Source organism: Sphaerisporangium sp. TRM90804 (assembly GCF_029846175.1).
Lineage (GTDB): Bacteria > Actinomycetota > Actinomycetes > Streptosporangiales > Streptosporangiaceae > Sphaerisporangium.
Window position 1 is genome coordinate 87,290 of sequence record NZ_JARWAC010000013.1, and the last position, 25,614, is coordinate 112,903.

22 protein-coding genes are annotated in these 25,614 nt (G+C 73.9%); 12 read left to right on the forward strand and 10 right to left on the reverse strand.

Annotated features, from left to right (window positions below):
• Positions 1 to 40 precede the first annotated feature (40 nt).
• Both PYR91_RS17350 and PYR91_RS17355 read left to right on the forward strand, forming a co-directional pair.
• Positions 41 to 1,414 carry an NDP-hexose 2,3-dehydratase family protein gene (locus PYR91_RS17350; RefSeq protein ID WP_279780899.1) on the forward strand — a complete coding sequence of 458 codons (1,374 nt, stop codon included), beginning with the start codon at positions 41 to 43 and terminating at the stop codon, positions 1,412 to 1,414.
• 29 nt (positions 1,415 to 1,443) lie between these two features.
• On the forward strand, positions 1,444 to 2,211 hold the full coding sequence (locus PYR91_RS17355) for an NAD-dependent epimerase/dehydratase family protein (protein WP_279780900.1): 768 nt from the start codon (positions 1,444 to 1,446) through the stop codon (positions 2,209 to 2,211).
• Positions 2,212 to 2,349: 138 nt separating this feature from the next.
• Here the strand turns inward: PYR91_RS17355 and PYR91_RS17360 are convergent, their stop codons facing one another.
• Together PYR91_RS17360 and PYR91_RS17365 are read right to left on the reverse strand one after the other, a co-directional pair.
• The gene (locus PYR91_RS17360; protein WP_279780901.1) at positions 2,350 to 3,660 is read right to left on the reverse strand and encodes a nucleotide disphospho-sugar-binding domain-containing protein; all 1,311 of its coding nucleotides are present in this window, start codon (positions 3,658 to 3,660) and stop codon (positions 2,350 to 2,352) included.
• A gap of 45 nt (positions 3,661 to 3,705) precedes the next feature.
• The gene (locus PYR91_RS17365; RefSeq protein ID WP_279780902.1) at positions 3,706 to 4,713 is read right to left on the reverse strand and encodes a sugar phosphate nucleotidyltransferase; all 1,008 of its coding nucleotides are present in this window, start codon (positions 4,711 to 4,713) and stop codon (positions 3,706 to 3,708) included.
• Positions 4,714 to 4,956: 243 nt separating this feature from the next.
• Between PYR91_RS17365 and PYR91_RS17370 the strand changes: the two genes are divergently transcribed.
• From PYR91_RS17370 to PYR91_RS17380, 3 genes are all read left to right on the forward strand, one after another.
• Positions 4,957 to 6,810 (forward strand): BTAD domain-containing putative transcriptional regulator, encoded by a 1,854-nt coding sequence (locus PYR91_RS17370; protein WP_279780903.1) that lies wholly within the window; start codon positions 4,957 to 4,959, stop codon positions 6,808 to 6,810.
• A gap of 445 nt (positions 6,811 to 7,255) precedes the next feature.
• Positions 7,256 to 8,122: a hypothetical protein gene (locus PYR91_RS17375; protein WP_279780904.1), complete on the forward strand. Its 867-nt coding sequence runs from the start codon at positions 7,256 to 7,258 to the stop codon at positions 8,120 to 8,122.
• A gap of 724 nt (positions 8,123 to 8,846) precedes the next feature.
• Positions 8,847 to 10,679: an AfsR/SARP family transcriptional regulator gene (locus PYR91_RS17380; protein WP_279780905.1), complete on the forward strand. Its 1,833-nt coding sequence runs from the start codon at positions 8,847 to 8,849 to the stop codon at positions 10,677 to 10,679.
• 401 nt (positions 10,680 to 11,080) lie between these two features.
• On the opposite strand, the gene PYR91_RS17385 is transcribed toward PYR91_RS17380, so the two are convergent.
• Complete coding sequence (locus tag PYR91_RS17385; protein ID WP_279780906.1) at positions 11,081 to 12,376, reverse strand: cytochrome P450; 1,296 nt, start codon at positions 12,374 to 12,376, stop codon at positions 11,081 to 11,083.
• Positions 12,377 to 12,688: 312 nt separating this feature from the next.
• On the opposite strand from PYR91_RS17385, the gene rfbB reads away from it, so the two are divergent.
• From rfbB to PYR91_RS17415, 6 genes are all read left to right on the forward strand, one after another.
• Positions 12,689 to 13,708, forward strand: coding sequence for a dTDP-glucose 4,6-dehydratase (rfbB, locus tag PYR91_RS17390; protein ID WP_279780907.1), 1,020 nt, complete (start codon positions 12,689 to 12,691; stop codon positions 13,706 to 13,708).
• Between the two features lie 67 nt (positions 13,709 to 13,775).
• Positions 13,776 to 14,207: a cupin domain-containing protein gene (locus tag PYR91_RS17395; protein ID WP_279780908.1), complete on the forward strand. Its 432-nt coding sequence runs from the start codon at positions 13,776 to 13,778 to the stop codon at positions 14,205 to 14,207.
• Positions 14,204 to 15,472, forward strand: coding sequence for a beta-ketoacyl-[acyl-carrier-protein] synthase family protein (locus PYR91_RS17400; RefSeq protein ID WP_279780909.1), 1,269 nt, complete (start codon positions 14,204 to 14,206; stop codon positions 15,470 to 15,472). The genes PYR91_RS17395 and PYR91_RS17400 overlap by 4 nt, the downstream gene beginning before the upstream one ends.
• Positions 15,472 to 16,728 carry a ketosynthase chain-length factor gene (locus PYR91_RS17405; protein WP_279780910.1) on the forward strand — a complete coding sequence of 419 codons (1,257 nt, stop codon included), beginning with the start codon at positions 15,472 to 15,474 and terminating at the stop codon, positions 16,726 to 16,728. Before PYR91_RS17400 ends, PYR91_RS17405 begins: the two co-directional genes overlap by 1 nt.
• Positions 16,725 to 17,084, forward strand: coding sequence for an antibiotic biosynthesis monooxygenase (locus tag PYR91_RS17410; RefSeq protein WP_279780911.1), 360 nt, complete (start codon positions 16,725 to 16,727; stop codon positions 17,082 to 17,084). The genes PYR91_RS17405 and PYR91_RS17410 overlap by 4 nt, the downstream gene beginning before the upstream one ends.
• Before the next feature lie 5 nt (positions 17,085 to 17,089).
• Complete coding sequence (locus tag PYR91_RS17415) at positions 17,090 to 18,790, forward strand: acetyl-CoA carboxylase carboxyltransferase subunit alpha (protein ID WP_279780912.1); 1,701 nt, start codon at positions 17,090 to 17,092, stop codon at positions 18,788 to 18,790.
• Positions 18,791 to 18,948: 158 nt separating this feature from the next.
• Here PYR91_RS17415 and PYR91_RS17420 read toward each other — a convergent pair whose 3' ends face one another.
• The gene (locus PYR91_RS17420; RefSeq protein WP_279780913.1) at positions 18,949 to 19,272 is read right to left on the reverse strand and encodes a MazG nucleotide pyrophosphohydrolase domain-containing protein; all 324 of its coding nucleotides are present in this window, start codon (positions 19,270 to 19,272) and stop codon (positions 18,949 to 18,951) included.
• 140 nt (positions 19,273 to 19,412) lie between these two features.
• Positions 19,413 to 20,099 (reverse strand): methyltransferase domain-containing protein, encoded by a 687-nt coding sequence (locus PYR91_RS17425; protein ID WP_279780914.1) that lies wholly within the window; start codon positions 20,097 to 20,099, stop codon positions 19,413 to 19,415.
• On the opposite strand from PYR91_RS17425, the gene PYR91_RS17430 reads away from it, so the two are divergent.
• Positions 20,098 to 20,541, forward strand: a complete 444-nt coding sequence (locus PYR91_RS17430; RefSeq protein ID WP_279780915.1) for a MerR family transcriptional regulator — start codon at positions 20,098 to 20,100, stop codon at positions 20,539 to 20,541. The genes PYR91_RS17425 and PYR91_RS17430 overlap by 2 nt on opposite strands.
• 211 nt (positions 20,542 to 20,752) lie before the next feature.
• Here the strand turns inward: PYR91_RS17430 and PYR91_RS17435 are convergent, their stop codons facing one another.
• The 5 genes from PYR91_RS17435 to PYR91_RS17455 are packed head-to-tail and all read right to left on the reverse strand — an operon-like array spanning position 20,753 to position 25,592.
• Positions 20,753 to 21,208, reverse strand: a complete 456-nt coding sequence (locus PYR91_RS17435) for a DUF1772 domain-containing protein (protein WP_279780916.1) — start codon at positions 21,206 to 21,208, stop codon at positions 20,753 to 20,755.
• A gap of 53 nt (positions 21,209 to 21,261) precedes the next feature.
• Entirely contained in the window at positions 21,262 to 22,638 is a 1,377-nt protein-coding gene (locus tag PYR91_RS17440; RefSeq protein ID WP_279780917.1) for an acetyl-CoA carboxylase biotin carboxylase subunit, read from the reverse strand.
• Positions 22,635 to 22,793: a hypothetical protein gene (locus tag PYR91_RS17445; RefSeq protein WP_279780918.1), complete on the reverse strand. Its 159-nt coding sequence runs from the start codon at positions 22,791 to 22,793 to the stop codon at positions 22,635 to 22,637. The genes PYR91_RS17440 and PYR91_RS17445 overlap by 4 nt, the downstream gene beginning before the upstream one ends.
• A 34-nt stretch (positions 22,794 to 22,827) precedes the next feature.
• Positions 22,828 to 23,898 (reverse strand): glucose-1-phosphate thymidylyltransferase, encoded by a 1,071-nt coding sequence (locus PYR91_RS17450; protein ID WP_279780919.1) that lies wholly within the window; start codon positions 23,896 to 23,898, stop codon positions 22,828 to 22,830.
• Complete coding sequence (locus tag PYR91_RS17455; RefSeq protein ID WP_279780920.1) at positions 23,895 to 25,592, reverse strand: FAD-dependent monooxygenase; 1,698 nt, start codon at positions 25,590 to 25,592, stop codon at positions 23,895 to 23,897. Before PYR91_RS17455 ends, PYR91_RS17450 begins: the two co-directional genes overlap by 4 nt.
• Positions 25,593 to 25,614: the final 22 nt, after the last annotated feature.

A 25,614-nucleotide genomic window follows, 5' to 3' on the forward strand; every position in this document is an offset into this window, starting at 1 on the left:
TTCGAGCGCACCACGAGTCCGGTTCCGCAGGTTCGGGGGCATGGCAGAGACCCTTGCGGCGCCACTCATCGCGGCCGACCTCGACTCCTGGCTGGTCGAACGCCGCCGGAGCAGCGTGTTCGAGGTCGAGCGGATACCGTTCGGCGACATGGTCGGCTGGCACTTCGAGCCGGTGACCGGGAACCTCGTGCACGAGAGCGGGAAGTTCTTCGCCGTGGAGGGCCTGCACGTGCGGTCCGACTACGGCCCGGTGCGCGAGTGGCAGCAGCCGATCATCCTGCAGCCGGAGTTCGGCATCCTCGGCATCCTGGTCAAGCGGGTGGGCGGCGTCCTGCACTGCCTGATGCAGGCCAAGATGGAGCCGGGCAACGTCAACGACCTGCAGCTCTCGCCGACCGTCCAGGCGACGCGCAGCAACTACACCCGGGTCCACCGCGGCCAGGGGACGCGCTACCTCGACTACTTCGTCGCGCCCAGCCGCGGGAAGGTGCTCGTGGACGTCCTGCAGTCGGAGCAGGGCGTGTGGTTCTACCGCAAGCGCAACCGGAACATGATCGTCGAGGTCGGCGAGGACGTCCAGGCCGAGGAGGACTTCCGCTGGCTGCCGCTCGACGAGGTGTGGCGGCTGCTGCGCGTCGACAACCTCGTCAACATGGACGCGCGGTCGGTGCTGTCGTGCCTTCCGGTGGCCGTCCCCGACTGGATGGACACGGCGGCCCCCGGCGGCGACTCCTTCGGCGACGCGGTCCGGCGCTCCTTGCGCGGCGAGGGCCGGCCGCACCGCGGCGGCGCCCACATCCTCAACTGGTTCACCCAGGTCAAGACGGCCTACCACACCTCGGTGAACCGCATCCCGCTGGCCGAGGTCAGCGGCTGGTACCGCACCGACAAGGAGATCAGCCACCAGGACGGCAAGTACTTCAGCGTCCTCGCGGTGGCCGTGCGCACCAGCAACCGCGAGGTCGCGCGGTGGACGCAGCCGTTGATCGCCCCGAGCGGCCAGGGCGTGGCCGCCTTCGTCGGCAAGCGGATCGACGGCGTGCTGCACGTCCTGGCGCACGCGCGGGTCGAGCCCGGCTTCGTCGACGTGGTGGAGCTGGCGCCCACCGTGCTGTGCAACCCCTCGAACTACCGCGACATCCCGCTCTCGGGCTGGCCGCCGTTCCTGCACGACGTGCTCACCGCCGACCCGGGCAAGGTGCGCTTCTCGGCGGTGCTGTCGGAGGAGGGCGGCCGGTTCCACCACGCCCAGACCCGCTACATGCTCATCGAGGCCGGTCAGGACGAGTACACGCAGGTGCCGCCCAACTTCGAGTGGATGACCCTGCGGCAGCTCACCGGCCTGCTGCGCCACAGCCACTACCTCAACGTCCAGGCCCGGAGCCTGGTCGCCTGCCTGAACGCCGCCGGGTGAGCGGGCCGCCCGACAGTTAGGACAGCGACGTGGAGATCGTCGGCCGCGGCTTCATCGCCCGGAACCTGGCGGAGCTCGCGCACAAGCACGACGGCGTGGTGGCCTTCGCCGTCGGCGTGCCCAACTCGGTGGTGCGCGGCGAGGACGAGTTCGGCCGCGAGGCCGCGCTGCTGTACGACGTCGTGCGCCGCTGCGTGCGCGAACGCGGCAAGCTCGTCTTCTTCTCGACGGCGTCGGCCGCCATGTACGGCGGCCCGGAGAGCGCAGGCACCGAGGACGGCCCGGTCTACCCCGGCGGCGCCTACGGCAGGCACAACCTCGCCCTGGAGAGCGTGCTCGCGCGCTCGGGGGTGGACTACCTGGTGCTGCGGTCCAGCAACCTGATCGGGTCGCACCAGCGGGCGAACGGCCTGCTGCCCGTGCTGGTCAACGGCATCAGGTCGGGCACGGTGACCGTCTACCGCGGCGCCCGGCGCGACCTCGTCGACATCGCCGACATGGCGGCCGTCCTGGACCGGCTGCTCGCCCTGGGGGTGTCCCGGCAGGTGGTCAACGTCGCGAGCGGCGTCTCGGTGCCGGTCGAGCACATCGTCGGGCACATCGAGCGGCGGCTCGGCGCCTTCGCCGCGCGCCGCGTGGTGGACCCGCCGGTGCCGTACCCGGCCGCCCCGGTCTCCATCGCCAAACTGCGCCGCCTGCTGCCCGGCGTCGCCGCCTTCGGCTTCGGCCCCGACTACTACAAGCGCGTGCTCGACAGGTACGTGGACGAGTACGCCGGCGCCCCCCTGCCCGGCTGACCAAGCCCCGGTGTCGGGCGGCGGCCTGGCCTCCGGCGGCCTGATCTCAAGGGGCGTCCGATCTCGTGCGGTGCCCCGGCCCCGCGACAGCGGCGGACCCTGCGGGCCGCCCCATAACAGGAGCACCGCGGGCCCGCGTCAGGCGGCTTCGGCGCCCGAGGCGGCGAGACGTTCCAGGACGCCCACGACCTGCGTGGGCGCCGGCTGCCGCGCCATCTCCAGGCGGACGCGCCCGGCCGCCGCGCCGTAGGACGGGTCGCCCATCAGCGCCGACAGCGCCTCGCGGATCGCCTGCGGCTCGGCCAGCGCGGGGTCCAGCGCGATGCCCGCGCCGGCCGCGGCGACCCGCGAGGCGTGGAACGCGTGGTCGGGAAGCTGCCCCATCACCAGTTGCGGGACGCCGTGGCGCAGCGCGGTCAGCGTGGTGCCGCCGCCGCCCTGGTGCACGATCGCCGAGCACGCGGGCAGCAGCATGTGCAGCGGGACCGACTCCGCGACCCGGACGCCGTCCGGCAGCGCGGGGAGCTGGTCGGAGGTGGTGGCGACGATCACCTCGGCGCCCAGGGCCACCGCCGCCTCCACCGCCCGTCCGGCGGGGAAGGGGATCTGCCCGGCGAACCGCGCCACCGTGCTGCCCCACGTGACGCACACGCGGGGCGCGGGCGGCAGCCCGGCGGCCCACGGCGGCTGCACGCCCGGCCCGTTGTAGGGGACGAAGCGCACGTTCTGCCGGGGGAGCGCGGCGGGGAGCTGCACGCTGGGCGGGCACGGGTCCAGCGTCAGCGTGCCCAGGTCTTCCAGCTCCGACAGCCCGAACCGCTCCAGCAGCTCCCAGAACAGCGGGACCTCGGCGAGCAGGCTCGCCTGGGTGTCGGCCTGCCCCGCCGTCATGTCGGCCCCCCACAGGTGGCGCACGGCGGGCACGCCGAGCACCGCCGCCGTCAGCGGCCCGGCGAAGGTCAGCGGGTCGTGCACGATGAGGTCCGGCCGCCAGGCGCGCGAGAGCCCCACCAGGTCGTCGGCCATGGCGTCGGCGACCCCCACGAACGTCCCGACGGCCCGCACGATGCGCTCGCGCGGCACGCCCCCGCCCTTCCCCGCGCCGGAGCCGTCGCCGCCGGACCGGCGGGCGCCACCGGACGCCGGGGCATCGCCGTTCCCGTTCGCCTGGCCGCCGACCCTTGCCTGGCCGTCACCGTCACCGGCCGCCGGGCCTGCGCCGGCCGCCCGGGCGCCCCCGTTCGCGGCGGCGCCGTCGCCGCCTCGGCGGCGGATCACCTCGACGTCCCGGCCCACGACCGTCAGCGGCAGGCCCGACGTCGCGACGACGTCCGCGTGCGCGGGCTGGACGGCCACACGCACGTCGTGGCCGGCGGCGCGCAGCGCCCAGCCGGTGGGGACCATGGGAAGGAAGTGGGTGGACCAGACCGATGTCATCAGTACCCGCATGGCGGCATCCTGACGCCCGGGGCTCGAAGCGGGCTGGAGGACGCGTCAACCGCCGTGCCCCGGAACCTCCACCGTCACCACGGCGTGGTCCCCGACGACGAGCCGATGGCCCCGCCCGCCCGGCACGGCCGGCCCCACGCTGGCGTTCCTGCCGATGACCGAGCCGCGCACCCCGCGCAGGTCGCGCAGCTCCGCGCCCTCCATCAGGATCGAGTCGCCCACCGAGGCGCCGTCGACGACGCAGTCGGCGCCGACCGAGGTGTACGGCCCCACGACGCTGTCACGCACCACCGCGTCGGGCCCGATCAGCGCGGGCCCCACCACCCGCGACCGCTCGACCGAGCCCCCCTCCTCCACGACGACCTGCCCGACCAGCTCGCTGTCGGTGTCCACCATGCCCCGCACCTCGGCCCGGCGGGCGGACAGCACCGCGCGGTTGGCGGCCAGCAGGCCCTCCAGCACGCCGCCGTCCTCCCACTGACCGGCCGAGACGTGGTCGCGCACCACGTGGCCGTGCTCCCGAAGCCAGCGCAGCGCCGAGCCGATCTCCCGCCGGTTCGACCAGTCGGGGCCGATCGACCGGACGGCCTGGTGGACGACGGGGGACAGGACGCAGACGCCGGTGTCGGCGGGCTCGCCCCCCGGTGACCGGGCGCCGGTCAGGCGCAGCGCGTGCGGCCGGTCGGCCCGGTAGGCCTCGACCAGGTCTCCGATGCCGCCGAAGACCATGCGGTCGCCGGGGAACAGCACGAAGTCGGCGTCGCCGAGGTGGTCGCGCGCCGCCAGCACCGCGTGGGCGGTGCCCAGCGGCGCGTCCTGCGCGACATAGGAGACCCGCAGGCCGAAGCGGCCGCCGTCCCCGACGGCCCTGCGCACCGAGCCGTCGCGGGCGTCGACGACCACGACGGCCTCGGCGACGCCGGCCTGCCGGATCGCCTCCAGGCCGTAGAACAGCAGCGGGCGGTTCCCCACCGGGATGACCTGCTTGGGCATGGTGTGGCTGAGCGGGCGGAGGCGGATCCCGCGGCCTCCGGCCAGGACGAGAGCTTTCATGACGAGGCTGACCTTCATCTCTTCCGGTGTGACCGTCGCGGCGCCTGCGGAGGCGCGCCGCTCATACTGACGGATGTCACTGGACGGGCGGTCGAGTGTGCCTGAACCTGAGGAGGCGAGAGCGGCTCGATCGAGGCTCGAGCGAGGCCGCGCACTGTTTCGCCTGCCACCGACCGTCCATCGGCGGCCGGCCGGCGCTCGCGCCGCCCGGCCCCGACGTGACCGGACCATGCTGAGGGTGACATGGAGTTCTATGTCTTGGGCCCGTTGCGCGTCATGGACGGAGCCGGCGACGTCACTCCGCAGACGCCGAAGCTGCGGGGACTCCTCGGGCTGCTGCTCATGCGGCACAACCAGGTGGTCCAGGTCGGCGAGCTGATCGACGAGTTGTGGGGCGAGCGGCCGCCCGCGAGCGCCGCCTCGACGCTGCAGACCTACGTCTACAAGCTGCGCAAGACGCTGCTGGGCGGCTACGGCGAGGACGGCAAGGGACTGCTGCGGACGCGCCCGCAGGGCTACCAGATGGTCGTCCCGCCCCAGACGCTCGACCTGTGCCGGTTCCAGGAGCTCAGCGACGAGGGCCGGGCCCGGCTGGCCGCCGGGGACGCCGAGGCCGCCGCCGACGCCCTGGACGCGGCCGTCTCCCTGTGGCGCGGACGCCCCCTGGCCGGCATGGGCACCAGGAAGCCGCTCAAGGCGCACGTGGCGCGCCTGGAGGAGAGCCGCCTGAGCGCGCTGGAATGGCGGGTGGAGGCCAAGCTCAGGCTCGGCCGCCACGGCGAGCTCGTCGACGAGCTGGAGCGGCTGCTGGCGGTGAACCCGCTGCACGAGGGGCTCGCCGCCAAGCTGATGAAGGTGCTGCACCTGTCGGGTCGCCCCGCCGAGGCCGTGGCCGTCTACCGGCGCCTGCGCCAGGCGTTCGCCGAGGACCTCGGCCTGGAGCCCTCGCCGGTCCTGCAGCGCCTGTACCGCGACCTGACCACCGGCGCGGGAACGCCCGGCCGGCGGCCCGCGCCCGCCGCCGTCCCCGCCCCCGTCTCCCCGGACGTCGCCGCGCGCGGCGCCACCGCCTCCACCCGCCTGCCGGCGGACCCGCCCGGCCTCGTCGGCCGCGAGCGGGTGGCCGGCGCCGTCGAGCGGCTGCTGCTGGAGCGGCCCGGCGGCGGGGGGGCGACGCCGATCGTCTCCCTCGCCGGGGTCCCCGGCGTGGGCAAGACCGCGCTGGCCGTGCACCTGGCGCACCGGCTGCGCCCGCGCTTCCGGGGCGGCGTCCACTTCGTCGCGCTCGGCGGCTCCGGCGCCTCGCCGGCCGAGCCGGTGGCGGTGCTGGACGAGCTGCTCGGCACGCTGGGAGCGCCGCGCGGGCACCGCCGCGCGGAGGAGGCCAGCGCCGCCTTCCGCACCTGGATCACCGGCCGGAACGCGCTGATCGTGGTGGACGACCCGCGGAGCGCGGCCCAGGCGCGCCTGTTCCTGCCCGGCTGCTCCGAGAGCGCGGTGATCGTCACGAGCCGGAGCGGCATGTACGGCCTGGCCGGCGCGCACGTCGTCGAGCTGGACACGTTGAGCGCCGACGACGGGGTCGGGCTGCTGACCACGATGCTCGGGCGGCGGGCCGAGGAGGCGCCGGACGAGGTGCGGCGGATCGCCCGGCTCTGCGACGACCTGCCGCTCGCCCTGAGCGGCGCCGCGGCGCGGCTGCTGGCCTCGCCGGAGCTGTCGCTGCGCGACTACGCCGACCGGCTCACCGGGCCGGCGCGCCGGCTCGCGGAGCTGAGCCACGGCGACCTCGACATGCGGCGCGGGTACGACGCCGGCTACCTGCGGCTGGGCGAGGCGGAGCGTGAGGCGCTGTGCCGCCTGGGCACGGCGCGGCTGACCGGCTTCACGGCGCACCGGGTCTCCCACCTGCTGGGCTGGGGCGTCGCGGCGGCCGAGTCGGCCATCGTCCGCCTGGTCGAGCACCGGTTCGTCCGCGTCAGCGGCCGCGATCCGAGCGGGGAGCTGCACTACGCGTTCGCGCCGCTGAGCAGGGCTTACGTGTGGGAACGCGTCTCGGCGGGGACGCGTGCGGCCGTCGGGCTGCAGGGATCCTGAACCTCGGTGCGCCCTCACCCCCCGGGAGCGGCCGCCGTCGGCGCCGGCGGCGCGGGCGAGGCCGGCCGCCGGGCGGCGCCGGAATGCCGCCGTCGGCACGTGGGCGCGCGTTCAGGCGAGTGACGCCGAGCATCGGCGGCGTGCGCGGGGCGGGTGAATACCGGCGGAGACGCGGCCCGCGGGCGATCATGCCGGGCGGCGGGCGCCGCCGTGCGCGGAAGTCGCGCGCCATGACAGGGATACCGGCAATTCATGCGTCTTAGTAATGGGCGACAATATCGCATTCCTCTGCCTTCCGGTTGTCACTGTGTTAGGTTTCTTGTAAAGATATTCAGTGGGTTCGGGTGTGCGTGCTTAATTGTTCACCAGGCTCACTCGGCGTGCCGTGCGGTGTCGGCTCCCGCCCACGTCTGCCGCTGCAAGGGCCTGCCGAAGGAGGAAGCGAATGGACGACGGGTCGGACGCCGTGGATCTGGACGGGGCCGTCCACTGGCTCGGCGGCCCGCGCCCCCTCGACCCCCGTGTCGTCGGACCGGAGGCCGCCTTCCTCGGAGCTCTGCCGCCCTCGTTCGGAGTCCCTTCCGGGTTCTGCCTCAGCGTCGCGCCGGTGGCCGGGTGGGCGGGTTCCGACCGGCCGCTCGCCCTGGTGCGCCGCGCCTTGGCGGCGTGGCCCGCACCGGCTCCGGGGCCGCTCGACGGCTTCCGTGTCCGGGCCCTCGCGGTGGCGCCGCACCGGGAGGGCGGCCCGCGCCCGCCGCGCGCGCTCTCCTTCCACAACGTCGACCGTGACGCCGTCGCCGAGGCGGTGATCGAGTGCGCGGGCCCGTTCCTGCGGTGGCGGGCCGGGCCGGGCGGCCCCTCCGTGCCGGTGGCGGTGCTGGTCCAGTCGTTCCGGGCGCCCGAGGTGTGGATGGTCGCGTCGGCCGACTGCCGCCCGGGGGCGGACACCCCCGTCACCATGCGCGCGGCCTGGGGCCTGCGAGAACGCGACGACACGGCCGCCGACCTGTTCGTGGTGGAGCGCGACGGACCGCGCACCGCGCACGCCGAGGCGGGGGTCAAATCGCGGATGACCGTCCCGACGGCGGGCGGCGTGCACGAGGTCGAGGTGCCCGCCAGGTTGCGCGAAGTGCCCTGCCTGCAGGACTGGCAGGTCCGCCGGGCGGCGGGCGTCGTACTGGCGGTGGGGCGGCGGCTGCGGGGCGCGGTCCGGGTGGAATTGGAGTGGAACGGCGACGATCTCCGCGTTGTCGGCGTGCCTTCGCTGCGGGGGACACGCCGGTTGAGTACTCGTCGCGCGGAGTCAACGTGATTGTCAAGAAGTGTCGCGTGATGCGGGGAACGTGGCGCGGGGCCGCGCCCGCGTACGCCGCTTCTTCGCCCCGCCGCGCGACCCCTGGCCGCCGGCGTCCCGCGGCGCGGGGCCCGGTGCGGCCTCGGCGGCCGAGGGCGCGGCGTCGTGGCGAGTCCGCGCAGGGCTCTCGCGCGGGGTGTGGTGGTGGAATATGAACATAAGTTTTCCAAGAAGTATGGCAATGATTTCCGTGGCATTGGTAATAGGCATTGCCGGTGCCGTGGCCGCCGTTCGGCCTCCCGCCGACAAAGCGCTACGGGGAGTAGGTGCGCAGCTACGGTCGCGCCCCTGGCGGGAAACGTGCTGACCGCGCCTCCGACATCGGAGTTCGAATTTCTGCCAACCCTATTGACAGGTCACACCCTGTCGTATGAACTGCCTTTGGGTAGCAGGTTTGAGGGGCAGGGGAAAGGCTCACCGTCGCCCCCGTAAAGAGTGAAAGATCATTACGAGGCGATGGCCTGCGCCCGAAAACACCCGCGCCTGCCGGTGCGCTCCGACCTTCGCAGCTTGAACCACGTTATTCGGCCATGAATGGCGCGTGGACGCGTCGAGGTGCAACGCCGCGTCCGACGGGCCGGCCGCCGTTCTTTTCTCACCACTGGATCGGTTTCGTCAACCAGACATGGCGACGACTGGTGACGTCGGACGGCCTGAAGACGGTGTCACGGGAGGATGGATCATGGAATTTAAGATCTTGGGGGGTCTTGAGATAGTCTCAAACGGCTCTGACATAACCCCCTCAGCTCCGAAACTGCGCCGAGTCCTGTGCCTGCTGCTTCTCCATCCGAACCAGATCGTGCAGACGGCGGCGCTGATCGACGAGTTGTGGGGCGACGAGCCCGTGCGCAGCGCGATGACGACGATGCAGACCTACATTTATCTGCTTCGCAAGACCTTCGGGCACGAAAGCGACCTCGCCGAGAACATCCTCGTCACCAAACCCTCCGGCTACATCGTTCACACGCCTCCCGAAAGCGTCGACCTGTTCAGGTTCGAGGCGCTCGCCGAGAAGGGCCGTCAGGCGTTGCGCGGCGGCGACGCCGAGCAGGCCAGGACGCGGCTCGCCGAGGCGCTCGCCCTGTGGCGCGGCCCGGCCCTCGCCGACGTGCAGACCGGGCGGCTGCTCGAAGCGCACGTCACCCGCCTGGAGGAGGGGCGCCTGCGCACGTTGGAGCTGCGCATCGAGGCCGACCTGCGGTGCGGCCAGCACAGGGAGCTCATCAGCGAGCTCAAGGCGCTGACCACCTCCCACCCCTACCACGAGGCGTTCTACCAGCAGCTCATGCTGGCGCTGTACCGATCGGGGCGCCAGTGCGAGGCGCTCGACGCCTACGGGCGGCTGCGCAAGGCCTTCGTCAAGGACCTCGGCGTGGAGCCGTCGGTCGACCTGCGCCGCCTCCAGCACAGCATCCTCGGCGCCGACCCGACCCTCGACCTGCAGGTCCCCGCGCCCGCCAGGGCCGTGACCGTCGAACGCGGCCCCCGGCCACCGTCCCAGCTCCCCCCGGACATCGCCGACTTCACCGCCAGGAGCGACGTGGTGAGCATGGCCGAGGCCGTGCTCACCGGCGAGGACACGGAGCGGTCGAACATCGTCCAGCTCGTCGGCATGCCGGGCGTCGGCAAGACGGCGTGCTCGGTCCGCATCGCCCACCGGGTGCGGTCCCGCTTTCCCGACGGCCAGGTGTACGCCAGCCTGCGCGGCTCCGAGGACGACCCCGTGCCGTACGGCGACGTCCTGCGCGGCTTCCTGCGTGCCATGGGGGTGCACGACACCGACATGCCCGACAGCCTGCCCGAGTGCGCCGAAGCGTTCCGCGGGCACTGCGCCGGCCGCAGGATGCTCGTCGTCCTGGACGACGTCGCCTCGGCCGACCAGGTGGCCGCGCTGCTGCCCGGCGGCGACCGCTGCGGGGTGCTGGTGACCTCCCGGGGCCCGCTGGAGGGCCTGCCCGGCACCTGTGCCATCAAGGTCGGCGTCATGGCCGAGAACGAGAGCGTGGACCTGCTCGCCGGCATCGTCGGGCGAGAACGGGTGAGCCGCGGCCGCGAGGCGGCCAAGCGCATCGTGCAGCTCTGCGACAACCTCCCGCTGGCCGTGCGCGCGGCGGGGGCTCGGCTGGCCGCCGTCCCGGCCCTGTCGCTGGACCGGTTCTCCGCCCAGCTCGTCGACGAGCGCAGGCGCCTGAGCCAGCTCGGCTCCAGCGACTTCGACGTCCGCGCCCAGTTCGAGGCGACCTACCAGCGGCTCCCGGAGGCCGACCGGTCGGCCGCCCGGTGGCTGAGCCTGTTCGCGAACCGGTCGTTCACCGCGCGCGGAGCCTCGATCCTGCTCAGCCAGCGGCGCGACGCGACCGACCGGCTGCTGGAGAAGCTGGCCGAGGTCCACTTCGTCCAGCGCCTCGGCCCGGACGCCAGCGGCCAGGTGTACTACCGCTTCTTCGAGCTTCCCCGCGCCCTGCTCTGCGACCACGCCATGGGCACCCTCCTGGAAGGACTGCGCGCCTGCTGACCCCGCCCGGCGGCGCGCGGGGCCCCGCCCCGCGAGCCCGCCCCGGGTACCCCCGCGTAGCGGGCCAGGGCGCGTGCCTCACTCCGCCACGCCCCTGCCCCAGGCGGCGGCCGGGGCATGTCTCGCCCCGCCACGCGACTGAGCCAGGCGGCCAGGCGGGTCTCGCTCCGTCACGCGACTGAGCCAGGCGGCCAGGCGGGTCTCGCTCCGTCACGCGACTGAGCCAGGCGGCCGGGTGTGTCTCGCTCCGTCACGCCCCTGAATCAGGCGGCGGGGAGCGGGGCCGGCGCCGGCCGGGCCGGGGCGCCCGCCCGCACCGGCCCAGGGGCGCCACGGCGGCGGAGGCATCGGGGGCCGGGCGGCATGCTCGCCCGGCGCCGGGGCGCCCGCGCCCGCCCGGGTCACCAGGCCAAGGGCAGCGCCTCGGGGCCGCGCAGCATGCCGGTCACGCGCCAGGACACCTGGTCGTCGGGCACGGCCAGCCGGAAGTCCGGCATCCGCCGCAGCAGCGCGGCCAGCGCCGCGCGCAGCTCGACACGGGCCAGGTGGGCCCCGAGGCAGCGGTGCGGGCCGTGCCCGAAGGCCAGATGCGGGTTGGGCGCCCGCGTCAGGTCGAGCCGGTCGGGCTCGTCGAAGACCCGCGCGTCCCTGTTGGCCGAGACCGTCGCCGGAAGCACCGCCTCGCCCGCGGCGATGCTCCGGCCGCCGAGCCGGGCGGGCCGCGTGGCGACCCGCATCGTCCCGCCGCTCACCGAGATCGGGACGTATCTCAGCAGCTCCTCGACCGCGCCGTCCATGAGCTCGGGCCGGGCCCGCAACGCCGCGAGCTGGCCGGGGTGGCGCAGCAGCGCCTGGACCGAGCCGGCCACCAGGTTCGCGACGGTCTCGTAGCCCGCCACCAGCAGCGTCACGCCGAGCGCGGCCAGCTCCCGCTCGCTCAGGCGGTCGTCCTCGCGCGCGTTCACCAGGACGCTGAGCAGGTCGTCGCCCGGCGCCTCGCGCTTGGCGGCAACCAGGCCGGCGAGGTAGCCGTGCAGGCGGCCGGCCGCCTCCTCGTCGGTGCCCTCCAGGTGCGCGGCGGCCCAGCCGTGGAAGAGCGCGTGGTCGGAGTCCGGGACGCCCAGCAGCTCGCGGATGACCGTGAACGGCAGCGGGCGGGCCAGGCCGGTCACCAGGTCGGCGGGCGGGCCGGCGGCGGCCATGTCGGCCACCAGGGTGTCGGCCGTCCGCTCCACGCGCGGCCACAGCCGCTCGGCGCTCTGCCGGCTGAACGCCTGGGCCACCAGCCGCCGGATCCTGGTGTGCTCGGGCGGGTCCATCGTGGTCATGGAGGCCGCCTCCAGGGCCACGCGGCGCAGGCGCGGCGCGGCGGCGGACGCCGCCGCGGCCCGGCTGAAGACCGGGTCTGCCAGGAAGCGCCGGTTGTCCTCGTGGCGGGTGACCAGCCAGGCCCGCGCCCCCGAGGGCAGCGACACCGGCACGACCGCCGCGCGCTCCCGCAGAGCCGCCAGCCCCGGCCCCGGCTCGGGCCCCGCGGGGGTGTCCGGCGGGAAGCGTGTCGTGACCTCGCCCTCGGAGGCGTCCGGCGTGAGCGGCTCGGTTCCCGTGCGGGTGTCGGGTGGGAGTCGGGTGGTGAGCGGCTCGGTTCCCGTGCGGGTGTCGGGTGGGAGTCGGGTGGTGACCTCGTCTGCCGGCATGGGCGCCGCCTCTCGCTCGGGGGCGAAGGGTTCCTGCGCCGTCGAGTGTGCGCATCGCGCTTCGAAGAACGCTCGAAGGTCCGGGCCTGCCGCCCCGCCGGGGCCGCCCGCGGGCCCCGCGTCCGGCGTCCCGGCCTGCGGCGACGGGCGGCCCGGGGCGGGCCGGACGGGGACGCGGCGGCGCGGGTCCGCTCCGCCCGGCGCGCCGGTGGTTCAGCGGTTCTCGAACCGGATTCGAAGAGGCGGCGCGAGCCTCGTCACCACGGCCGGCCCGGACGCCTGGTCGTGCACGTCCGACGAAGGGAGATGGATGTGCGGTTGTTCGTCACCGGTGGTGCGGGCTTCATCGGCTCCCACTACGTGAACGCCATACTCGCCGGTCGTTACCCGGGGACCGAGGACGCCCACGTCACCGTGCTGGACAAGCTGACCTACGCGGGCAACCTGGACAACCTGGGCTTCGACCCCTTCCGGCTCACCTTCGTCCGCGGCGACATCTGCGACGAGGACCTCGTCATGAGCCTGCTGCCCGGGCACGACGCCGTGGTGCACTTCGCCGCGGAGTCGCACGTCGACCGGTCGATCACGGGGGCCGCGGCGTTCGCGCGGACCAACGTCCTGGGCACCCAGGTGCTGCTGGACTGCGCCCGCCGGGCGGGAGTCGGCCGCTTCGTGCACGTCTCCACCGACGAGGTGTACGGGTCGATCGACCACACCTCCTGGACCGAGAGCTGGCCGCTGAGCCCCAACTCGCCCTACGCGGCCTCCAAGGCCGCGAGCGACCTGCTGGTGCAGGCCTACCACCGCACGCACGGCCTCGCGACCAGTGTCACCCGGTGCTCCAACAACTACGGCACCCACCAGTTCCCCGAGAAGATCATCCCGCTGTTCATCACCAACCTGCTGGACGGCCAGGACATCCCGCTGTACGGGGACGGCATGAACGTCAGGGAGTGGCTGCACGTCTCCGACCACTGCCGCGCCGTCCACCTGGTGCTCACGCACGGCGCCCCCGGCGAGATCTACAACGTCGGCGGCGGCCGCGAGCTCAGCAACCGCGAGCTGGCCGAGCGGCTGCTCGACGGCGTCGGGGCGAGCTGGGACCGCGTGCGGTGGGTCGCCGACCGCAAGGGGCACGACCGGCGCTACTCGCTCGACTCGACGAAGATCGAGAAGGAGCTGGGCTTCGCGCCGGAGGTCCCCTTCGAGCGCGGGCTGGCCGACACGGTGCGCTGGTACCGGGACAACCGGTGGTGGTGGGAGCCGGTCAAGAAGCGAGCCGAGCTGGAGGCGGCCTGGCAGACCCCGGGCCGCGTCCGCGCCGGCGCCTAGTGCGGCCGCGCACGCCCGCGCACGGCGGGCCTCGCCCGCCGGAACATCGAGGAGGACGGTCCGGTCCATGAATCACCCCACGAAGATCTCGGTCGCCGGCGTGGCGCCCAACCTGCGCAGGGGCGGCGACATCCGCGTCCTGCTGAGCCCGAAGACGGTCGGCTCGACCTCGGGCTTCTCCGGCGTCCTCACCCTGGGCGCCGGCGAGCACGTCTCGGAGCACTACCACCCCTACTCCGAGGAGTTCCTCTACGTGGTGCGCGGCTCCCTGGTCATGAGGCTGGACGGTGAGCCGGTCACGCTGGAGCCGGGGGAGGCCCTCCTGGTCCCCAAGAACGTGCGCCACCGGCTGGAGAACCCCGGCCCCGACCCGGCCGAGGTCGTCTTCCACCTCAGCCCGCTCGCCCCGCGCCCCGAGCTGGGCCACGTCGACACCGAACCCCACGTGCGGCCCGAGGAGGGCCCCCTGCCGGCGGTCCACGCTGGCGGCGGCTCGTGAGCCGCCGCAGGGTCGTGCTCACCGGCCTCGGCGTCGTGGCGCCCGGCGGCGTGGGCACCAAGGCGTTCTGGGAGCTCATGACGAGCGGCCGCACGGCCACCCGGATGATCACGCTGTTCGACCCGGCGGGGTTCCGCTCGCGGATGGCCGCCGAGGCCGACTTCGACGCGGCGGCCGAGGGGCTGAGCCCGCGGGAGATCCGGCGCATGGACCGCGCCGCCCAGTTCGCGACCGTGTGCGCCCGCGCGGCCATGGCCGACAGCGGGCTCACGCCCGACGACCTGGACCCGGCGCGTACCGGCGTCAGCGTCGGCAGCGCGGTCGGCTGCACGATGGGGCTCGAACAGGAGTACGTCGTGCTCAGCAACGGCGGCCGCGACTGGGCCGTCGACCCCGCGTACGCCGTCCCCCACCTGTACGGGTACATGGTGCCCAGCACGATCGCCGTCGAGGTGGCGTGGGCCTGCGGCGCCGAGGGGCCGGTCGCCCTGGTCTCGACCGGCTGCACCTCCGGCCTCGACTCGGTGGGCCACGCCTACCGGCTCGTCCAGGAGGGCGCGGCGGACGTGATGCTCACCGGCGCGTCGGACGCGCCGATCTCGCCGATCACCGTCGCCTGCTTCGACGCGATCAAGGCCACCTCCGCCAACAACGACGACCCCGAGCACGCCTCGCGCCCCTTCGACCGCGACCGCGACGGGTTCGTGCTCGGCGAGGGCGCCGCGGTGTTCGTCATGGAGGAGCTGGAGCACGCCCGGCGCCGGGGGGCGCACATCTACGCCGAGGTCGCCGGGTTCGCCGGCCGCAGCAACGCCTACCACATGACCGGCCTCAAGCCCGACGGCCGCGAGATGGCCGAGGCGATCCGCACCGCACTCGGCGAGGCCCGCCTGGACGCGTCGGACGTCGACTACGTCAACGCCCACGGCTCGGGCACCAAGCAGAACGACCGGCACGAGACCGCGGCCTTCAAGCGCAGCCTGGGCCCGCACGCGTACGAGGTGCCGGTCAGCTCGATCAAGTCGATGGTCGGCCACTCGCTCGGGGCCATCGGCTCCATCGAGCTGGCGGCCTGCGCCCTGGCCATCGAGCACCAGGTGGTGCCGCCCACGGCCAACCTGCGTACCCGCGACCCCGAGTGCGACCTGGACTACGTCCCGCTCACCGCGCGCGACCACCGCACCGACGTGGTGCTGTCGGTCGGCTCCGGGTTCGGCGGGTTCCAGACCGCGATGGTGCTCGCCGCCCCCGGGCGAGCGGCGTGATGGGAGCCCAGGCGGTTGTCACCGGGCTCGGCGTGGTCGCGCCCAACGGGATGGGCGCCGAGGAGTACTGGGCGTCCGTCCTCGCCGGCCGCAGCGGCCTGGGCCCGATCACCCGCTTCGACGCCGGCGCCTACCCGTGCCGGGTCGCCGGCGAGGTGAGCGACTTCCAGGCGAACGGCAACGTGCCCGGCCGGCTGGTGCCGCAGACCGACCGCTGGACGCACCTCGGCCTGGCCGCCGCGGCGATGGCGCTGGCCGACGCCGAGGCCGACACCGCCGAGCTGCCCGAGTACGAGATGGCGGTCGTCACCGCCAGCTCCTCCGGTGGGACCGAGTTCGGGCAGCGCGAGATCGAGCGGCTGTGGAGCAGGGGGCCGCGCAGCGTCGGCGCCTACCAGTCGATCGCCTGGTTCTACGCGGCCACCACCGGCCAGATCTCCATCCGGCACGGCATGCGCGGCCCCTGCGGCGTGCTGGCCGCCGAGCAGGCCGGCGGCCTGGACGCGCTGGCCCAGGCCCGGCGCCTGCTGCGCGACGGCACCCGCCTGGTGGTGACCGGCGGCACCGACGCCTCCCTGTGCCCCTACGGCGTGACGGCGCAGTCCGCCAACGGCAGGCTGAGCCCGTCCCCCGACCCCGCGACGGCCTACCGCCCGTTCGGCGAGGCCCCCACCGGCTACGTGCCGGGCGAGGGCGGAGCCATGTTCGTGGTGGAGGACGCGGGGTCGGCCGCGGCCAGGCCCGCGCCGCGCCGCTACGGGGTGATCGCCGGCCACGCGGCCACGTTCGACCCGCCGCCGGGCTCCGGGCGGCCGTCCACCCTGGAACGGGCCGTGCGCGCGGCGCTGGCCGACGCCGGCGTGACGCCGGAACAGGTCGACGTGGTCTTCGCCGACGCCGCCGGCGTGGCGGAGCTGGACCGCGCCGAGGCCGAGACGATCGAGCGGGTCTTCGGGCCCTGCGGCGTGCCGGTCACCGCGCCCAAGACCCTCACCGGACGCCTGTACGCCGGGGGCGCGTCCCTGGACGTCGCCACGGCGCTGCTGGCCGTCCGCGACGGCGTCATCCCGCCAACGGCCGGCGGGTACGAGCCGGCCGAGGGCCTGCGCATCGACCTGGTGAACGGCGCACCCCGCCCGGCCGCCGTCCGGACCGCCCTGGTCCTGGCGCGCGGGCACGGCGGGTTCAACGCGGCCCTCGTGGTGCGTGCACCGGACGGGCGGCCGGACGACCACGACGAACGGGCGGAGACATGAGCGAACGCGGTGAGGGCTTCCGGGTGCTGCTGCGCATGCAGATCCATCCCGGCATGGAGCAGGACTTCGAGAAGGCCTGGTATTCGATCGGCGACGTCATCACCACGCACCCGGCCAACCTGGGGCAGTGGCTGATGGCCGGCCTGGACGAGCCGGGCGTGTACTACATCGTCAGCGACTGGGTGGACGAGCCCCGGTTCCGGGAGTTCGAGCACAGTGCCGAGCACGTCGAGCACCGCCAGAAGCTGCACCCGTACCGCGCATCCGGTTCCATGGCGACGATGCGCATCGTCTACCACCTGCGCGGGGCGGCCGAGGGCGCCCCGCGGGCGACCGGGGCGCGGGCGGGGGAGTAGCGGCGATGATTCCCGTCAGGACGCGCGCCGACCTCGCGGACGAGTGGACCAAGTGCCCGGGCTGCGGGACGCTCGCCTACACCAGGCGCTTCGTCCGCGAGCTGATGGTGTGCAGGGACTGCGGGCGCCACGCCCGCCTGACCGCCGGCGAGCGCATCGCCACGCTGCTGGACACGGGCTCGGCCCGCCCGCTCCCCTTCCAGGCGGGGGTCTTCGACCCGCTGGACTTCACCGACTCCGTGCCGTACGCCGACCGTGTCCGCGAGGCCCGCGAGACGACGGGGCTGGAGGAGGCCGTGGTCTGCGTGCGCGGGGAGATCGAGGGCCACGCCGTCGTCGCCGCCGTCATGGACTTCCGCTTCATGGGCGGCAGCCTCGGCTCGGCCGCCGGCGAGCTGGTCACGCTGGCCGCGGAGGCGGCCCTGGCCGAGCGGGTGCCGCTGCTGCTGGTCACCGCCTCCGGCGGCGCCCGCATGCAGGAGGGCGCCCTGTCGCTGATGCAGATGGCCAAGACGAGCCAGGCCCTCGCCGCGCTCGACGAGGCCGGCGTGCTGACCGTCTCGCTGCTCACCGACCCGACCTACGGAGGGGTGGCGGCGTCGTTCGCCAGCCTGACCGACGTCATCCTGGCCGAGCCGGGGGCCCGCATGGGCTTCGCCGGGCCGCGTGTCATCCAGCAGACCATCCGGCAGGAGCTGCCGAAGGGCTTCCAGACGGCGGAGTTCCTGTTCGCCCGGGGCCTGATCGACGACATCCAGCCGCGCCGCGCGCTGCGCGGCACGCTGGGCAGGCTGCTGAGCCTGCGCGCCCCCCGGTCGTTCCGCCAGATACCGCCGCGGTCGGCGCCGCCGCTCGTCCGCGACCCCCGGGCGCTGCCCGAGCGGGACGCCTGGGAGGCGGTGAGCCTGGCCCGCCACGTGACGCGGCCGACCACGCTGGACCTGCTGTACAGCATGCTCGACGGCTTCACCGAGCTGCACGGCGACCGTCAGGCGCGCGACTGCCCCGCGGTCGTGGGCGGCGTCGGCTGGCTGGACGGCGCGCCGGTGGTGGTCGTGGGACACCAGAAGGGCCACGGCAGCCAGGAGATGGCCCGGCGCAACTTCGGCATGCCGTCCCCGGCGGGGTGCCGCAAGGCCGGACGCCTCATGCGCCTGGCCGCCAAGTGGGGCGTGCCGGTCGTCACCTTCATCGACACCCCCGGCGCCTACCCGGGCATCGAGGCCGAGGAGGGCGGCCAGGCGCTGGCCATCGCAGAGAACCTGCGCCTGATGTCCACCCTTCCCGTGCCCGTCCTGTCCATCGTCACCGGCGAGGGCGGCAGCGGGGGAGCGCTGGCCCTGGGCGTCGCCAACCGCGTGTACGCCATGTCCAACGCCGTCTACTCGGTCATCAGCCCCGAGGGCTGCGCGGCGATCCTGTGGAAGGACGCCGCCGCGGCCGCCCAGGCCGCCCAGGCCCTGCGGGTCGACGCCCGCAACCTGCTGGAGGCCGGCATCATCGACGCGGTCATCCCCGAGCCCGACGGCGGCGCCCACATCGACCTGGCCGCCACCGCCGAGACCCTCCGCGCCGTCATCGTCGACACCCTCCACGACCTGTCGTCGCTGGACGGCCCCCAGCTCGTCAAACAACGCCGCCACCGCTTCCGCGCCTTCGGCGCCACCTCCTGCCACCCCCTCCCCACCCCCGGACACCTCCCCTGACCACGGGGGCGAGCAGCGCCACCGCTCCGCGCGGCCCGAGGTTGGAGGGACCAGCGCCTAAACGGTGCCTTTCGGCGCTGTCTTCCTCAGGCGGCTCTGCCTGGATCGGCGACCCGCCGCCGCGCGGCACCGGCGGCGGATATCAGCCGAGAACCGCCTTACGAGGTCCAGACGCGGGTCTCGTTGATCTGCTCCTTGGCCCGCAGGGCGTCCGCCAGGTCGACACCCGCGCGGTTGGCGATCGCGGCGAGGTAGATGAGGACGTCGGCGAGTTCTTCGCCGATGCTGCCGGTCACGCTGGCGGGATCGATCGGCATCCCCGTGGCCTTGCGGACGGCTTTGCACACCTCGCCCGTCTCTTCGGCGAGGCGCAGGGCTTGCTCAAGCATGGGGCTGCCGGAGAAGCCTCGCTCCTCCTCCATCTCGGCGACGTAGCGCTGGATCTCGTCCAACGCCAGGGGACCGGGGTTGAGAGGCTGCATGGCGACCTGCCTGTGACTGTGAGAAAAGCAGCTACCGTACAGCGTCGCACGTGCCGCTCAGAGCTCGTCTGAGAACTCGCGAACCGGTGACGACACACTCGCATCGCCCGCGTTTCCGGCGATCGCCGCCGAGCCGGTGCTCAGTCGGCGCGGGTTCCGGAGGCGAGGAAGATCGGGATGGCGAAGAACAGCCGGTCGTCGCGGGCCCTGGCGGCCTGGTCGTCGAGCCAGGCGCCTTCTCCGATGGTGGCGAGCACCGGCAGGCACGTGGCGTCCGTGTACACGATCGTGTGGACCTCGACGGTGACGTCGACGAAGCCGTTGTCCAGCAGGAGGTTGCGGTAGCGGCGGGCGGCCCGCGGGTTCGGCATGCCGTCCGCGCGAGCGTGGACGAGCGTGCGGGTGAGTTCGGGGTCGCCGGAGTCGATGACGAAGGTGTCCCAGTCCTGGCCGACGAGCACCGCGCGGCCGCCTCCGGCCAGGACCCGGCGGGCCTCGGCGACGGCTCGTCCGGGCTCGGCGAGGGTGTGCAGGACCTTGTCGGCGCGGTAGCCGGTGACCGAGCCGTCGTCGAGGGGCAGCGCGGTGGCGTCGGCGACGTGGAACTCGCCCGCGGGCCAGCGCTCGGCGGCCACCTCGATCATCTCGGGGTTCAGGTCGACGCCGATGGCCCGCACCCCACGGGCGGCCAGCTCGCCGACGGCGCGCCCGCCCCCGCAGCCGACGTCGACAACGGTGTCGCCCAGCGCCTGGTAAGTACGTTCCCGCAGGTCACGAGCCTGCGGCAGGTCGTCATGGGCGTCGAGGATGGCAAGCAACGTAGACATGGGCGTCATTGTGCGACTTAATGTCGACATGAAGTCAATCGGCGAGGTGGCGGCTCGGTTCGGGCTGCCGACACACGCGCTGCGGCACTGGGAGGCGGAAGGCCTGCTGACCCCGGCCCGCGCGGGCGACCGCCGCCGCTACACCGACGAGGACCTGTACCGGGTGGCGGCGATCCTGATCTCGAAGGAGGCGGGTTTCGGACTCCCCGACATCCGGACGATGCTGACCGCCCGGTCCGCGCCGGCCCGCCACGAGGTGATGGCCCGCCACCGCGAGAGGCTGCTGGCACGGATCGCCCGCGCGCAGGCCGCACTCGACATGCTCGAAGGCGGCCTGGAATGCCCGCACGACGACATCATGACCTGCCCGCATTTCCAGGGCTTCCTGACCGACCGCCTGCGGCCGTCCCCCGAGACGAATTCGGCACAACCTGACGGTTGAGGACGTTCACGAGGCCATACGTCTTCGGTGTTTGTTTCGTGCGAGTCGAGGTTCCCGCGAGAACTCGGCTGCTTGTGCGCGGGCTGTCTGCGCGACGGCGGGTCGTCGGTGGGGGACAGGACGCCCTGGGAGACAGCGCCGAAGGCACCGTTTCCGGCCGGATCGAAGATTGGCCGGCGGGGGAAGGCTCTCGGAAAGGTCTCGCGCGCCGTCAGGTGACGGTGGCGAGGGTGGTGAGGGTGAAGGCCGCCAGGGCCAGGAGGGTGCGCAAGGTGTGCCAGCGGCGCCAGGCGGGGCGGGGGTCCTGCCAGCCGGAGGGGATGGGCAGGGCGGGGTCCAGCTTCTTCACCTGGCGGTTGAGGGGGACGTTGAGCAGGTGGGAGACCATGGAGGAGGCGAAGAGCAGCGCCGCCGCCAGGCCGAACAGCACCCGCGAGGTCAGGTCGCCGGCGAGCAGTGACAGGGCGACGTCCACGGCGGTCGTGCCGAGCACGATTACGGGCATCAGCGGGTCCCAGTGCCGTCCGAGGAGCTGGTGGGTCTCCACGTAGCGGCCCGGGGGCATGTCGCGCAGGGCCGGGACGACGCTCACGGCCACGCCGAACAGCACGCCCGCGGTGGTGCCGGCGCCGAGCAGCGCCGCGACGGTCAGGCTCTCGATCAGCATGGGCGTCTCCTCAGCGCGTCTCCGGCGTGTGCTCGATCAGCATGGATGCCTCCTCAGCGCGTCTCCAGCATGTGCTCGACCAGGCCGGTGGTGTGCGTGGCGTCCTTGAACAGCGGGTGAGCCAGCACGTCCTGCAGGAACGGCTTGGTGGTCCGCACGCCGGGCCCGGTGACGTGCAGCTCGTTCAGCGCGCGGCTCATGCGCGCGACGGCCTGCTCCCGGTCGGGCGCCCAGACCACGATCTTCGCCAGCAGGGAGTCGTACTCCGACGTCATCACCGCGCCCTGCGCGCCGTGCGAGTCGACCCGTGTGAAGGGCCCGCCCGGCAGCCGGAACTCCTCCAGCCGTCCCGGGGTGGGCCGGAAGCCGCGGTAGGGATCCTCGGTGTTGATCCGGCACTCCACGGCGGCCCCCGACAGCACGACGTCGGCCTGCCTCAGCGACAGCGGGCGCCCGGCCGCCACCATGATCTGCTCGCGCACCAGGTCGGTGCCGGTGACCATCTCGGTGACGGGATGCTCCACCTGGATGCGGCAGTTGATCTCCATGAAGTGGAAGCGCCCGGCGTCGTCCAGCAGGAACTCGAACGTGCACGCGCCCTCGTAGCCGACGGCGTGGGCGCCCAGCACGGCCAGCGCCGTCATGCGGTCGACCAGCTCGGCGGGCAACCGCGGCGCCGGCGTCTCCTCGACCAGCTTCTGGTTGTTGCGCTGCACCGAGCAGTCCCTGGTGCCGAAGTGCACGGCGTTGCCGAACCGGTCGCGCACCACCTGCACCTCCACGTGGCGGGCCCGTTCGACGAACCGCTCGACGTACACCCGCGAGTCGCCGAAGACGGCGTGCGCGTGCGACCGGGCCTCGCTGTAGGCGCGGACGAACGCCGAGGGGCGGCCGACGACGCGCATGCCGCGCCCGCCGCCGCCCGCCGTCGCCTTGATGATCACCGGGTAGCCGATCCGGTCGGCGACGGCCTTGGCCTGCGCCGCGGTGTCCAGCGTGCTCTCGCTGCCCTCGACGACGGGCAGCCCCGCCGCCGCCATGATGGTCCGGGCGGTGGCCTTGTCGCCCAGCCGCGCCATCACCTCCGGGGCCGGGCCGATGAAGGTGATGTCGTGCGCCGAGCAGATCTCGGCGAAGTCCGGGTCCTCCGACAGGAAGCCGTACCCCGGGTGGATGGCCTCCGAGCCGGTGCGCAGGGCCGCCTCGATGATGGCGGGGATGTTCAGGTAGCTGGACTTGGCGGCGGGCGGGCCGATGTGCACGGCCTCGTCGGCGAACCGCGTCAGCGGGGTGTCGCGGTCGGCCGAGGAGTAGACCACGACCGTGCGGATGCCCATCTCGCGGCAGGTCCGCGCGACGCGCAGCCCGATCTCGCCGCGGTTGGCGATGAGGACGGTGCCGAACATCGTCCCGTCGGCTTCCCGGCTCACCGCGACCGGCTCCCCGGCTGCGGCGCGGCGGGATCGTCCGGCGGGACGGGCGAGAGCGGTCCCAGGGCGGATCCGAGATGGGTCAGCCCCGCCAGCAGGTGCCGGGCGAGGAGCGCTCCGGCGCGCATGAGGGGGCTGTGGCGGCTGGCTGGCATCGAACCCGGTTCCTCCGGTGCTGGAAGACGGCTGTCAGTGCTGGAAGATCTGCAGATGGCTGTGGTCGCCGGTCACGATCCGGCTGGTGCGCAGCGCGGACGCGGGCGGCGACAGCGTGCTCTGGCGGCCGATGACCGACCCGTGCAGGCCCCGGATGCCGCGCACCGTCACGCTCTCCATGAGGATCGAGTAGTCCATCGACGCGCCCTCGATGTGGCAGCCCGCGCCGATGGAGGTGAACGGGCCCACGTGGCTGTCGACCACGGTGCTGCCGTCCCCGATGATCAACGGCCCGACCAGGCGGGACCCCTGCACGGTGACGTCCCGGCCGATGGACACCCGGCCGATGACCTCGGTGTCGGCGTCCACCTTCCCCAGCATCGCGGGCGCGATGCCCTCCAGGAACGCCCGGTTGCACTCCAGGACGTCGTCGACCCGGCCGGTGTCCTTCCAGTAGCCCCGGAGCAGGTGGGAGCGCACCGCGCCGCCGCGCTCGATGAGCCACTGGACGGCGTCGGTGATCTCCAGCTCGCCGCGCCGGCTCGGCTGGATCGACCTGACCGCCGTGTGGATCGCCGGCCCGAACAGGTAGAGCCCGACGACCGCCAGATCGCTCTTGGGCCGCGCGGGCTTCTCCACCAGGCCGATGATCCGGCCCTGGGCGTCGACCTCGGCGATGCCGTAGTGCTCGGGGTCGGGCACCTTGGACAGCAGGATCTGCGCGTCGGCGCCCGAGCCCTGGAACTCCCGGACGAACCCGGCGAGCCCGTCGACGATGATGTTGTCGCCCAGGTACATCATGAAGCTCTCGCCCGCCAGGAACTCCGAGGCGGCCACCACGCAGTGGGCCAGCCCGAGCGGCGCCTCCTGCGGGATGAACGTGAGGTCCAGCCCGAGCCCGTCCCCGTCGCCGATGGCCTGGCGGATCTCGGCGCCGCGCGAGCCGACGATGACTCCCACGTCGGTGACGCCCGCGTCGCGCACGGCCTCCAGGACGTGCCGCAGGACGGGTTTGTTGGCCACGGGCACGAGCTGCTTGGCCATGGTGTGGCTGAACGGCCGCAGTCGGGTTCCCGAGCCGCCGGCGAGGACGAGTGCCTTCATGGCGTGACGCTTCCTGTCGGGGGGCGGAGCCGGGGTCCGCCGGCGGCGTCCTCGGTGAGGCCGGGGCGCAGCAGGGCGGCCAGCGCGTCGCCGACCGCGGCCCCGGGGTCGGCGGGCTCGGCCGCGGCGCGCCAGGCGACGAATCCGTCCGGCCTCACCAGCACCGCGCCCGAGGGCGTGACGCCGTGGCGCTCGCACCACGACTTGTGGGCGTCGTACGGGCCCGGCGCGTCCGGCGTGGCAGCGAGCACGTGCACGTCCAGCGGGACCCCCATGCCGGCGGCGGCCCGCGCCGCGGCGCCGCGCCAGGCCTCCCCCTCCGGGCCGGCGACCAGGACGGGACGCCGGGCGTAGAGGTCGAGGGTGGAGCGCTCGGCGCCGCCGACGACCAGCGGCACGTGCGGGGCCCGCGTGCCCGGCGCCCCGGGGCCGGCCTCCCGGCCGTCCCCGCCGCCGGCGGGCGCCGGGTAGCGGTAGTCGAAGATCACCTGCTCGTCGGGCAGGATCGCCGGGTCCGGGGCGGCCGGGGCCTGCCCCGCCATCCGCGGCCGGTCCGCGTGGCGCAGCACGGCCTGCGCGACCGTCAGGTCGGCCACGGGCCTGCGCTCGGCGTCGTAGGTGGCCAGCAGGGACGGGCTCGCCTCGCCCCGCAGCACGGCGGCCAGCTTCCACGCGAGGTTGTGCGCGTCCTGCACCCCGGTGTTGGAGCCGAACGCGCCGGTGGGCGGCATGACGTGCGCCGCGTCGCCCGCCAGGAAGACCCGCCCGTCCTGGAAGCGGTCGGCGACCAGGCCGGCGGAGTGCCACGGCAGCACGCTCTCGACGCGGACGTCCAGGCCGGGGACGCCCGCCGCCGCCCGCACCAGCTCCACGCAGCGCCGCTCGGTGAACGACGCCTCCTCCCCGGGCCGGTACATGACGTGCAGCATCCACCGGTCGCGGTTGTTCACCGGGAGCAGCGCGCAGCGGGTGCCGGTGCCGGTGACGTAGCACATGATGAAGCGCCGCGAGCCGAGCGGCTCGGTCAGGTCGGCCTCGAAGGCCACGTTCATGAAGTGCCCGAGCGACCCGGGGCCGTGGGTGCCGATGCCGAGCCGCGCGCGCGTCTCGCTCCCCGCGCCGTCGGCCGCGACCAGGTAGTCGGCGCGGACGGTCCGCCCGGCGCCTCGCCCGCGGTCGCGGAGCACCGCCGTGACCCCGGTGTCGTCGGCCTCGGCGCTCAGCAGCTCGGTGTCGAGCAGCAGCTCGGCGCCCAGCTCCGACGCCCGCTCGTACAGCAGTGGCTCCAGCTCGTCCTGGTAGCACATGCACCACCCGGTGGGGCTCAGCTCGCCGAGGTCGGTGACGTGGTCCATGAAGTACTGGCGCAGCTCGCCGACCTGGCGGCCCGCCAGCGTCTCGACCGCGATGACGCCCGCGTTGCGTGCGAGCGCCTTGCTCGACGCGGTGTCCCTGACCCGTTCCTCCAGGCCGAGCGCGCGCAGCAGCTCCATGGTGCGGGGGTTCACGCCACGCGCCCGGGGGTGCGGGGTGAGCGCCGGCTGCCGCTCCACGAGCAGGCACCGCACACCATGCCACGACAGGAAGGCGGCCATGGACAACCCGACCATCCCGCCGCCGGCGACCAGTACCGACGTTCTGTTCTCGGCGACCATGCCGGCGATCCTGTCCAGCGCGGCTTGAGGAGCGCTCAAGGATCGGTCGGGGCCGCTCTTC